General features: G+C 71.6%; 8 protein-coding genes. 1 reads left to right on the top strand and 7 read right to left on the bottom strand.

Annotated features, from left to right (window positions below):
• Positions 1–231 precede the first annotated feature (231 nt).
• A complete protein-coding gene (locus ACZ6RC_RS03860; RefSeq protein WP_469579434.1) occupies positions 232–750 on the bottom strand; it encodes a DUF4240 domain-containing protein in 519 nt (172 codons plus the stop codon).
• A 98-nt stretch (positions 751–848) separates the two neighbouring features.
• Between ACZ6RC_RS03860 and ACZ6RC_RS03865 the strand changes: the two genes are divergently transcribed.
• Entirely contained in the window at positions 849–1796 is a 948-nt protein-coding gene (locus ACZ6RC_RS03865; RefSeq protein WP_391140830.1) for an SDR family oxidoreductase, read from the top strand.
• Here the strand turns inward: ACZ6RC_RS03865 and ACZ6RC_RS03870 are convergent.
• The 6 genes from ACZ6RC_RS03870 to ACZ6RC_RS03895 form a co-directional block, all read right to left on the bottom strand.
• Complete coding sequence (locus tag ACZ6RC_RS03870) at positions 1787–2749, bottom strand: helix-turn-helix transcriptional regulator (protein ID WP_469579102.1); 963 nt, start codon at positions 2747–2749, stop codon at positions 1787–1789. The two genes, ACZ6RC_RS03865 and ACZ6RC_RS03870, sit on opposite strands and share 10 nt — an antisense overlap.
• A gap of 32 nt (positions 2750–2781) precedes the next feature.
• Positions 2782–5478 carry a pyruvate dehydrogenase (acetyl-transferring), homodimeric type gene (gene aceE, locus ACZ6RC_RS03875; RefSeq protein WP_391140828.1) on the bottom strand — a complete coding sequence of 899 codons (2697 nt, stop codon included), beginning with the start codon at positions 5476–5478 and terminating at the stop codon, positions 2782–2784.
• Positions 5479–5774: 296 nt separating this feature from the next.
• Positions 5775–6398, bottom strand: a complete 624-nt coding sequence (locus tag ACZ6RC_RS03880; RefSeq protein ID WP_391140827.1) for a GntR family transcriptional regulator — start codon at positions 6396–6398, stop codon at positions 5775–5777.
• A gap of 114 nt (positions 6399–6512) precedes the next feature.
• Positions 6513–8321, bottom strand: coding sequence for a 2-oxoglutarate dehydrogenase, E2 component, dihydrolipoamide succinyltransferase (gene sucB / locus ACZ6RC_RS03885; protein WP_469579104.1), 1809 nt, complete (start codon positions 8319–8321; stop codon positions 6513–6515).
• 61 nt (positions 8322–8382) lie between these two features.
• Entirely contained in the window at positions 8383–9771 is a 1389-nt protein-coding gene (gene lpdA / locus ACZ6RC_RS03890; protein ID WP_391140825.1) for a dihydrolipoyl dehydrogenase, read from the bottom strand.
• 270 nt (positions 9772–10041) lie between these two features.
• Entirely contained in the window at positions 10042–11550 is a 1509-nt protein-coding gene (locus tag ACZ6RC_RS03895) for a leucyl aminopeptidase (RefSeq protein WP_391140824.1), read from the bottom strand.
• Positions 11551–11561: the final 11 nt, after the last annotated feature.

An 11561-nucleotide genomic window follows, 5' to 3' on the forward strand; every position in this document is an offset into this window, starting at 1 on the left:
ACAAACGTATTCGAGGATGTGCAGCGTGGTGAAAATATGCGGAGTCGCATCGTCGATTATCCGAGGGATAGTCCGGATAGGGGGAGCTTGATTAGCTCTCCTGGCGGCAGCACCGCATATCCGCCCCCGAAGGCGAATTCGCCGCGTACGGCAGTGTGCCGCCGGTCGGGTGAACTCACGGACCCGTGCCACGGGCGTGGCGCACCGGCCGCCGACGAGCGCGTCCCCGCCCTACGCCCCGAAGCGCTCCCACAGCCTCGGGTAGCGCGCCGCCAGCGGCGTGTCGTCCGTCAGGTCCAGCGGGCTGCCCTCCGGCTCGGCCGGCTGCGGCGGGATCCCCAGGTCCGGCGCCTCGGCGCCGGTGAGCTGCTCGTACGCCTCGTCCGCCGCGTACCCCAGCTCCTCGCCGTCCCCGTCGATCTCCTCGTCGAACTCGTCGAGGAGATCGGCCAGCGCGTCCGGATCGTGCACCGCGCCCTCGAAGACCTCACGCCCCTGGCCGATCAGCCAGCACCGGAAGTAGTCGAAGGCGTCGTCGCCGGCCCCGCCGAGCAGGACCGTCGCCGCGCCCCACAGATCCCAGCGGTAGGCGCGGTTGTAGCGGGCCTCGAAGTGACGGGCGAAGTCGAGCACGGAGTCCGGGTCGTACTGCAGCAGCCGCTCGACGAGCAGGTCGGCGTGGTCCTCGGGGTCGCCCTCGGCGGCCTCGCGGGTGGAGTCGATGATCTCCCAGAACTCCGTCTCGTCCATCACGGACCAAGCATCGACCGTGCGGGAGGGCGACGCACCCCGAAACGGCGGAATCAAACCCGACAGAGGATGTCCGGCTTTCCTGCCAAGGTCGTCCCATGACGACTGAAACGACGCCGCACACCGGCACGCACGAGCCGCTCGCCGGCAGGATCGCCCTGGTCGCGGGCGCCACCCGGGGCGCCGGCCGCGCCATCGCCGTCCAGCTGGGCGCCGCGGGCGCCACGGTGTACGTCACCGGCCGCACCACCCGCGCCAAGGTCAGCGAGGTCAACCGGTCCACCGAGACCATCGAGGAGACGGCCGAGCTGGTGACGGCCGCCGGCGGCGAGGGCATCGCCGTCCCCACCGACCACCTGGAGGTCGAGCAGGTACGGGCCCTCGTCGCCCGCATCGACCGGGACCACGGCCGCCTCGACATCCTCGTCAACGACGTCTGGGGAGGCGAGCACCTCCTCGTCCCCGCCTTCGGGAAGAAGATCTGGGAGACGGACCTGGACAGCGGGCTGCGGATGCTGGAACTGGGCGTCAAGACGCACGTCATCACCAGCTCCGTCGCCTTGCCGCTGCTGGTCCGCCACCCCGGCGGGCTGGTCGTGGAGGTGACGGACGGGACCGCCGAGTACAACACCCGCTTCCGGGAGAACTTCTTCTACGACCTCACCAAGAACGCGCCGCTCCGGATGGCCTACGCCCTCGCGCACGACCTGAAGGAGGTCGGCGGGACGGCCGTGGCGATCACCCCGGGGTGGCTCCGTTCCGAACAGATGCTGGACCACTTCGGGGTGACCGAGGCGAACTGGCGCGACGCGGTCGAGAAGCTCCCCGACTTCGCCGTCGCCGAGTCCCCGGTCTACGTCGGCCGGGCGGTCGCCGCCCTGGCCGCGGACCCGGACCGGGCCCGCTGGAACGGCCGGTCCCTCTCCAGCGCCCAGCTCGCCCGGGAGTACGGCTTCACGGACGCGGACGGCTCCCGCCCGGACGCCTGGGCCTTCATCGCGGCCAAGGAGGCCGGCGGGGACGTGTCGGTGGACGACTACCGGTAGAGCGCGGCGAGGGCCCGGGCCGCCTCGGCGAAACGGTCCCGGAGCGAGGCCGGCCCCAGCACCTCCGCCTCCGGGCCCAGCGCGAGCAGCTGCGCGAAGGCGACCTCCTCGTCCTCCACGCGGAGCGTCGCCGTCACCCGGCCCTCGGCGTCCGTCGAGCCGGCCGCCAGCGCCTCCTCGGCCGCCGCGCGGTCGGTCACGTACGGCAGCCGGCGCGCCCCCGCCGCCGAGAGCCGCAGCACGACCTCGGCGCGCAGGATCGACCGGGCGAACTCCGCCGACCGCTCGGCCCAGAAGGCCTGCAGGTCGAACCCCTCGTCGCGGGTGAAACGCTCCTCGGCGAGGGCGACGGCCGCGAAGCGGTCCACCCGGTAGGTACGCAGCGCCGTACCGGAGCGCGCGCAGAGGTACCAGACGCCCGCCTTCAGGACCAGGCCGTAAGGGGCGAGGACGCGCTCCACCTCGCCGTCACTGCGCCGGTAGCGCGCCGTGATCAGCCGGTCGTCCCAGACCGCCTCCGCGATCACCGGCAGCAGCTCGGGCGTCAGTGGCTCCTGCCACCAGCCGGGCGCGTCGAGCAGGAACCGCCGGGCCGCCGAGTCCGGGGCGTCCCGCAGCGAGGGCAGCAGCGCGGCGGACACCTTCAGCCGGGCCGCCGAGGCCGCGTCCTCCAGGCCCATGTCCCGCAGCGCGCCCGGCAGCCCGGACAGGAACAACGCCTCCGCCTCGCCGCGCGCCAGGCCCGTCAGCCGCGTGCGATAGCCGCCGACCAGCCGGTAGCCCCCGGCCCGTCCCCGGTCCGCATACACCGGAACCCCCGCCTCCGAGAGGGCGAGGGCATCGCGGGTGATGGTGCGTTCGGAGACCTCCAGCTCCTCGGCCAGTTCGGCCGCCGTCATCGACGGACGGGACTGGAGCAGCAGCACCATCTTGATCAGCCGGGCAGCGCGCATGACACGCATTCTGCCCGGCCGACCGGCGGCCGCTACAGGCCGTAGCGCTCGCGCGCCTCCTTCACCGCCGAGGCCTGGACCTCGCCGCGGCGGGCGAGCTGGGCCAGGGCCGCGACCACGATCGACTCGGCGTCGACACCGAAGTGACGACGGGCCGCCGCACGGGTGTCGGAGAGACCGAAGCCGTCCGCGCCGAGCGAGGAGTAGTCCTGCTCGACCCACTGCGCGATCTGGTCCGGCACCTGGCGCATGTAGTCCGACACCGCCAGGACCGGGGAGTCGACCCCGTCGAACGCCTGACGGATGTACGGGATCCGCTCCTCGCCGCGCAGCAGCGCCGCGTCGGCCTCCAGCGCGTCGCGCCGCAGCTCGGTCCAGGAGGTCGCGGACCACACGTCGGCGGCCACACCCCACTCCTCGGCGAGCAGCTTCTGCGCGGCCAGCGTCCAGTGGATGGCCGTGCCCGAGCCGACGAGCTGGACGCGCGCGGCGTCCGCGGCCACCGACAGACCGGCCGACTCCGCCGTGTTGAAGCGGTACAGGCCCTTGATGATGCCCTCGTCGACGCCGGACGGCTTGGCCGGCTGCGGCATCGGCTCGTTGTAGACGGTGAGGTAGTAGAAGACGTCCCGGTCCTCGCCCTCGGCGGCCTCGCCGTACATCCGGCGCAGACCCTCCTTGACGATCGCCGCGACCTCGTAGGCGAACGCCGGGTCGTAGCTCAGGGCGGCCGGGTTGGTCGCCGCGATCATCGGGGAGTGGCCGTCCGCGTGCTGCAGGCCCTCACCGGTCAGCGTCGTACGGCCCGCGGTGGCGCCGACGAGGAAGCCGCGGCCGAGCTGGTCGCCGAGCTGCCACATCTGGTCGGCGGTGCGCTGCCAGCCGAACATCGAGTAGAAGATGTAGAACGGGATCATCGCCTCGCCGTGCGTCGCGTACGACGAGGAGGCGGCGATGAAGTCGGCCATGGACCCGGCCTCGGTGATCCCCTCGTTGAGGATCTGGCCGTTGACGGCCTCCTTGTAGTACATCAGCTGGTCGCGGTCGACCGGCTCGTACGTCTGCCCCTTCGGGGAGTAGATGCCGAGCGACGGGAAGAGCGACTCCATGCCGAACGTGCGGGCCTCGTCCGGGACGATCGGGACCCAGCGCTTGCCGGTCTCCTTGTCGCGGACCAGGTCCTTGACGAGGCGGACGAAGGCCATGGTGGTCGCCACCGACTGCGAGCCGGAGCCCTTGTCGAAGGCGGCGAAGGCCTTCTCCGCCGGGGCCGGCAGCGGCGCGAGGGCGTGCGTGCGGCGCGCCGGGGCCGGGCCGCCGAGGGCCGCGCGGCGCTCCTGGAGGTAGCGGACCTCGGGGGCGTCGGCGCCGGGGTGGCCGTACGGCACCACACCGTCGACGAACTGCGCGTCCGAGATCGGCAGCTCCAGCAGGTCGCGCATGTTCTTGAACTCGTCCACCGAGAGCTTCTTCATCTGGTGGTTCGCGTTCTTGGAGGCGAAGCCCTCGCCGAGGGTGAAGCCCTTCACGGTCTGCGCGAGGATGACCGTCGGCGCGCCCTTGAACTCCAGGGCGGCCTTGTACGCGGCGTACACCTTGCGCGGCTCGTGGCCGCCGCGCGAGAGGTGGAAGCACTCCAGGATCTTGTCGTCGCTCAGCAGCTTCGCCATCTCGACGAGCGCCGGGTCGGAGCCGAAGAAGTCCTGGCGGATGTAGGCGGCGTCGCGGGTCTGGTACGTCTGCACCTGCGCGTCCGGGACCTCGCGGAGGCGGCGGACGAGGGCGCCGGCGGTGTCGAGCGCGAACAGCTCGTCCCAGGCGTTGCCCCACAGGGACTTCACGACGTTCCAGCCGGCGCCGCGGAACTGGGCCTCCAGCTCCTGCACGATCTTGAAGTTGGCGCGGACCGGTCCGTCGAGGCGCTGCAGGTTGCAGTTGATGACGAAGGTCAGGTTGTCCAGACCCTCGCGGGCGGCGAGCGCGAGGGCCGCCGTCGACTCGGGCTCGTCCATCTCGCCGTCGCCGAGGAACGCCCACACGTGCGAGGCGGAGACGTCCTTGATGGCGCGGTTGGTGAGGTAGCGGTTGAAGCGCGCCTGGTAGATGGCGGAGAGCGGGCCCAGACCCATGGAGACGGTCGGGAACTCCCACAGCCAGGGGAGGCGGCGCGGGTGCGGGTAGGAGGGCAGGCCCTCGCCGCCCGACTCCTGCCGGAAGTTGTCGAGGTGCGCCTCGGTGAGGCGGCCGTCGAGGAAGGCGCGGGCGTAGATGCCGGGGGAGGCGTGGCCCTGGATGTAGAGCTGGTCGCCGGAGCCGTCCTGCTCCTTGCCCTTGAAGAAGTGGTTGAAGCCCGTCTCGTAGAGCCAGGCCGCGGAGGCGAAGGTGGCGATGTGGCCGCCGACGCCGTGCTTGGCCCCCCGGGAGACCATCGCGGCCGCGTTCCAGCGGTTCCACGCGGTGATCTTCCGCTCCATCTCCTCGTCGCCGTCGACGGCCGGCTCGGCGGAGGTGGGGATGGTGTTGACGTAATCGGTCTCCAGCAGCTTGGGCAGGGCCAGGCCCGCGCCCTCGGCGTGCTGGAGTGTGCGGCGCATCAGGTAGGCGGCCCGATGAGGGCCGGCGGCCTTGGTGACGGCGTCGAGGGAGGCCGCCCACTCGGCGGTCTCCTCGGTGTCACGGTCCGGGAGCTGGTCGAGCTCACTCGGATTCTTGCCTACGGGATCGGTCATGATCGCCGCCTTCCGGACAGATGGGGGTGGAGAAGGGGTGCCGTGTCTGGCAGGACAGGGCGAAGGGCCGGGGTGCGGCCCGCCGAAGACTGTAATCCGACGATCGATGATCGATCAAAGGGTTGAAGGGGAAAACCTCTTCAGATCGAGAAAGTCGGCACAGGGTGCCGCGAAACAGGGCACCGGGTGCCTTGTTTTCGCAGGTGAGGGGCGGTACGGGTAGGGCCGTCTGAGAGGGCGCTCGCACGAATGAGCGGACCCGCCGCAACGGATCCGCTCACGAGAGAAAGGGGAGGTCAGGCCCTGGGGGCGCAGCCCAGGACATGCGCCTTGACCATCGCGCCGATGTTCGGATCACCCCGGCGGAACGCCTCCACCAGCTCCTGGTGCTCCTCGGCGTACGACTTCTGCACCGTGCCCAGCCAGCGGATCGACAGCGCCGTGAAGACCTCGATGCCCAGGCCCTCCCAGGTGTGCAGCAGCACGCTGTTGCCCGCGGCCTTCACCAGCTCCCGGTGGAAGGCCACCGTGTGGCGCACCTGCGCCGTGCCGTCGGCCGTCCGGTCCGCCTCGTACAGCGCCGTCACATGCGGCTCCAGGGCCGAGCAGTCGGCCGCCAGCCGGGTCGCCGCCAGCTCGGCCGCGATCTGCTCCAGACCGGCCCGGACGGGGTAGCTCTCCTCCAGGTCGGCCGCCGTCAGGTTCCGTACCCGTACGCCCTTGTTGGGGGCCGACTCGATCAGCCGCAGCGACTCCAGCTCGCGCAGCGCCTCCCGGACCGGGGTCTGGCTGACCTCCAGCTCCGTGGCGATCCGCCGCTCCACGATCCGCTCGCCCGGCTTCCAGCGACCACTGACGATGCCCTCCACGATGTGCTCGCGGATCTGTTCGCGCAGCGAGTGGACGACGGGCACGCTCATGAAGCCGCTCCTTAGGGACGTGCTGACGCCTATGACAATACGGCGGCGCCCCTGCCGGGAGTACTCCCGAACAGGGGCGCCGCTGGTGAGCCTTGTTACAGCTCGGTAGCTTGCCTACAGGCCGAGCTCGACCTCGAACTCGCCGGCCTCGAGGATCGCCTTGACCGCGGTCAGGTAGCGGGCGGCGTCCGCGCCGTCCACCAGACGGTGGTCGTAGGAGAGCGCGACGTACGTCATGTCGCGGATCGCGATCGTCTCACCCAGGTCCGGGTGGTTGACGACGACCGGACGACGGACCGTGGCACCGATGCCCAGGATGGCGACCTGGTTCGGCGGCACGATGATCGTGTCCCAGAGCGCGCCGCGCGAGCCGGTGTTGGAGATCGTGAAGGTCGCGCCGGAGAGCTCGTCCGGCGTGATCTTGTTGCCGCGGACCTTGCCGGCCAGCTCGGCGGTGGCCTTCGCGATCCCGGCGAGGTTCAGACCGCCGGCGTTCTTGATGACCGGCGTCATCAGACCCTTCTCGGAGTCCACGGCGATGCCGACGTTCTCCGAGTCGAAGTACGTGATGGTGCCCTCGTCCTCGTTGATCCGGGCGTTGATGACCGGGAAGGCCTTCAGCGCCTGGGCCGCCGCCTTCACGAAGAACGGCATCGGGGACAGCTTGACGCCCTCGCGGGCCGCGAAGGAGTCCTTCGCGGCGGCGCGCAGGCGCATCAGCTTGGTGATGTCGACCTCGACGACCGAGGTCAGCTGCGCCTGGCCGTGCAGCGCCTTCATCATGTTGTCGCCGATGACCTTGCGCATGCGAGGCATCTTGACGGTCTGGCCGCGGAGGGGAGAGGTCTCCAGGGCCGGGGTCTTCGGCGCCGCGGCGGCCGGGGCCGCCGGAGCCGGAGCGGCCTTCTTGGCCTCGGCGGCCGTGAGGACGTCCTGCTTGCGGATACGGCCACCGACGCCGGTGCCCTTGACGGCCGCCAGGTCGACACCGTTCTCGGTGGCGAGCTTGCGGACCAGCGGGGTCACGTAGGCGCCGTCCTCCGCCGGCTGTGCGGCGGCGGGGGCGGGAGCGGCCGGGGCCTGCGGAGCCGGGGCGGCCGGGGCCGGAGCGGCGGGAGCCGGAGCCTGGGCGGCCGGAGCCGGAGCCGGAGCGGGGGCGGGGGCGGGAGCCGCGGGGGCGGCCGGAGCGGGCGCCGGAGCCGGAGCGGCGGGGGCCTCGGCCGCCGGGGCCGGAGCGGCCGGAGCCGGAGCGGCGGCCGGGGCAGCACCCTCGGCACCGATGACGGCCAGCTTGGCACCGACCTCGGCGGTCTCGTCCTCGCCGACGACGATCTCCAGGAGAACGCCGGAGGCGGGGGCGGGGATCTCGGTGTCGACCTTGTCCGTGGAGACCTCGAGCAGCGGCTCGTCGGCCTCGACCGACTCGCCGACCGACTTCAGCCAGCGGGTGACGGTGCCCTCGGTGACGCTCTCGCCGAGCGCCGGCAGGACGACGTCGGTGCCCTCGGCGGAACCGCCGCCGGAGGTCGCCTCGGCCGTCGGAGCCGGAGCCGGCTCCTGGACCTCGGTGGAGGGGGCGGCCTGCGGCGCGGCGGCCGGGGCCTCCTGCTGCGGGGCCTCCTGCTGCGGGGCCTCGGCGGGGGCTTCGGCCTGCGCGGGCTCGGCGGCCGGGGCGGCGGCACCCGAACCGTCGTCGATGACGGCCAGCTCGGCGCCGACCTCGACGGTCTCGTCCTCGGCCACCTTGATGGAGGCCAGCACGCCCGAGGCCGGGGCGGGGATCTCGGTGTCGACCTTGTCGGTCGAGACTTCGAGCAGCGGCTCGTCGGCCTCGACACGCTCACCCTCGGCCTTGAGCCAGCGGGTGACGGTGCCCTCGGTGACGCTCTCGCCGAGCGCCGGCAGGGTTACGGAAACCGACATGGTTTCAGTTGCTCCTAACGAATTGCGGAAGTGGTCGTCGCGCCCGTGGATGACGTGAGCGTCAGTCGTGGGAGTGGAGAGGCTTGCCGGCCAGCGCCAGGTGCGCCTCGCCGAGCGCCTCGTTCTGGGTCGGGTGGGCGTGGATGAGCTGCGCGACCTCCGCCGGCAGCGCCTCCCAGTTGTAGATCAGCTGCGCTTCGCCGACCTGCTCGCCCATGCGGTCACCGACCATGTGGACGCCGACCACGGCACCGTCCTTGACCTGGACCAGCTTGATCTCGCCCGCGGTCTTCAGGATCTTGCTCTTGCCGTTGCCCGCGAGGTTGTACTTCAGGGCGACGACCTTGTCCGCGCCGTAGATCTCCTTGGCCTTGGCCTCGGAGATGCCGACGGAGGCGACCTCGGGGTGGCAGTACGTCACCCGGGGCACGCCGTCGTAGTCGATCGGGACGGTCTTCAGACCGGCCAGGCGCTCCGCCACCAGGATGCCCTCGGCGAAGCCGACGTGCGCGAGCTGCAGCGTGGGGACCAGGTCGCCCACGGCCGAGATCGTCTCCACGTTCGTACGCATGTACTCGTCGACGAGGACGTAGCCGCGGTCCATCGCGACGCCCTGCTCCTCGTAGCCGAGACCGGCCGAGACCGGGCCGCGGCCGATGGCGACGAGCAGCACCTCCGCCTCGAAGGTCTTGCCGTCGGCCAGGGTGACCTTGACTCCGCTGTCGGTGTACTCGGCGGACTGGAAGAACGTGCCGAGGTTGAACTTGATGCCGCGCTTGCGGAACGCGCGCTCGAGAAGCTTGGAGCTGTTCTCGTCCTCGGCCGGCACCAGGTGCTTCAGGCCCTCGATGACCGTCACGTCGGTACCGAAGGACTTCCACGCCGACGCGAACTCGACGCCGATGACACCGCCGCCGAGGATGATCGCGGACTCCGGGACACGGTCCAGGGTCAGCGCGTGGTCCGAGGAGATGATCCGGTTGCCGTCGATCTCCAGACCCGGCAGCGACTTCGGCACGGAACCGGTCGCGAGGAGGACGTGCCGGCCCTCGACGCGGCGGCCGTCCACGTCGACGGAAGTCGGGGAGGAGAGGTGGCCGTGACCCTCGATGTATGTCACCTTGCGAGAGGCGACCAGACCCTGCAGACCCTTGTACAGGCCCGAGATCACGTCGTCCTTGTACTTGTGCACGGCCTTGATGTCGATGCCCTCGAAGGAGGCCTTGACACCGAACTGCTCCGCCTCACGGGTCTGGTCCGCGACCTCACCGGCGTGGAGCAGGGCCTTCGTGGGGATGCAGCCGTTGTGCAGGCAGGTGCCGCCGAGCTTGTTCTTCTCGATCAGTGCGACGTCCAGGCCCAGCTGCGCTCCGCGCAGCGCCGCGGCGTAACCGCCGCTACCGCCGCCGAGGATCACTAGGTCGAAAACGGTGCTGGCGTCGTTCGCCACGTCACGTCCTCCATGCATGTGCGCCGGTCGCCGGCCTTCTGACCGGGCGGCGGCTGGTGTTCGGCCGCTTTTTATTCGGCCCTGTGGTGGGGGCCCTGTCCTGCCGAGAACCCATCTTCGCACTTGTTGCCGGACGGCGGGACGCGGGGCCGCTCAGTGAGACCGGGTGAGGGGGTGTTTTCCGGCGAGCCCGGCCCCCCGGGGGCGCCGGACGGGCGACGGGTACGGCCCCGGGAACCCTCCCCGGGGCCGTACCCGTCGCGCGGACCGTCAGAGCTCGCCGTCGGCCGTGCGCTCCGCCAGCTTCACCAGGGTGCGGACCGAGGAGCCCGTGCCGCCCTTCGGGGTGTAGCCGTACGGCGCGCCCTCGTGGAAGGCCGGACCCGCGATGTCCAGGTGGGCCCAGGTGATGCCCTCGCCCACGAACTCCTTGAGGAAGAGACCGGCGACCAGGCCGCCGCCCATCCGCTCGCCCATGTTGGCGATGTCGGCCGTGGGGGAGTCCATGCCCTTGCGCAGGTCCGCCGGGAGCGGCATCGGCCAGGACTGCTCGCCGACCTCGCCGGCGATCTCGTGGATCGCGGTGCGGTAGTCGTCGTCGTTCGCCATGATCGCGAAGGTCCGGTTGCCCAGCGCCAGGACCATCGCGCCCGTCAGGGTCGCCACGTCGACGATCGCGTCCGGGTTCTCCTCGGACGCCTTCGCCAGCGCGTCGGCCAGGACGAGCCGGCCCTCGGCGTCGGTGTTCAGGACCTCGACGGTCCGGCCGCTGTACATCCGCAGCACGTCGCCCGGGCGGGTGGCCGAGCCCGACGGCATGTTCTCGGCGAGCGCCAGCCAGCCCGTGACATTGACGGCCAGGCCGATCCGGGCCGCCGCGACGACCGCGGCGAACACGGCGGCCGCGCCGCTCATGTCGCACTTCATCGTCTCGTTGTGCCCGGCCGGCTTCAGCGAGATGCCGCCCGAGTCGTAGGTGATGCCCTTGCCGACCAGGGCCAGGGTCCGCTCCGCGTCCGGGTGGGTGTAGGCGATCCGGACCAGGCGCGGCGGGTTCTGCGAACCGGCGCCGACGCCCAGGATGCCGCCGTAGCCGCCCTTGGCGAGCGCCTTCTCGTCGAGGACCTGGACCTTGAGGCCGTGCTCCTTGCCCGCGGCCTGAGCCGTGGCGGCGAAGGCGGCCGGGGTCAGGTCGTTCGGCGGCATGTTGATCAGGTCGCGGGCGCGGTTGATCTCCTCGGTCAGCGCCAGCGCGCGCTCCGCCGCCGCCTTGAAGGCCTTGTCGCGCGGCTTGGCGCCCAGCAGGGCGATCTCGGCCAGCGGCCGCTTCCCGTCCTTGCCGATCTCCTGGTAGGCGGTGAAGGCGTACGCGCCGAGCAGAGCGCCCTCCGCGATCGCCTCCACGTCCTCCGGGGCGGTGACCGGCAGCGCGAACGCGGCCTTCTTCGCCCCGAACAGCGCGCGGGCGGCGTTGCCGGCGGCGCGGCGCAGGGCCTCGGCGCCGAACGGCTCGCCGTCCTCGGGCGCCGCGCCCAGGCCGACGGCCAGGACGACGGGGGTCTTCAGGCCGGCGGGGGCGGGCAGCTTGAGGGCCTCACCCTCGGCACCCGAGGCGCCCAGGGTCTCCAGGACGGCGGCGAGCCGGCCGTCGAACGCCTTGTCCACGGCCTCGGCGCCCGGAGCGACGACGAGGGCCTTGCCCGACTTGGCGACGCCGACGACGAGCGCGTCGGCGCGCAGCGTCGCCGCACCGGCGGTGCTGAGAGTGAGAGCAGTCACGGTGGTGAAAT

Source organism: Streptomyces sp. NPDC048353 (genome assembly GCF_055587165.1).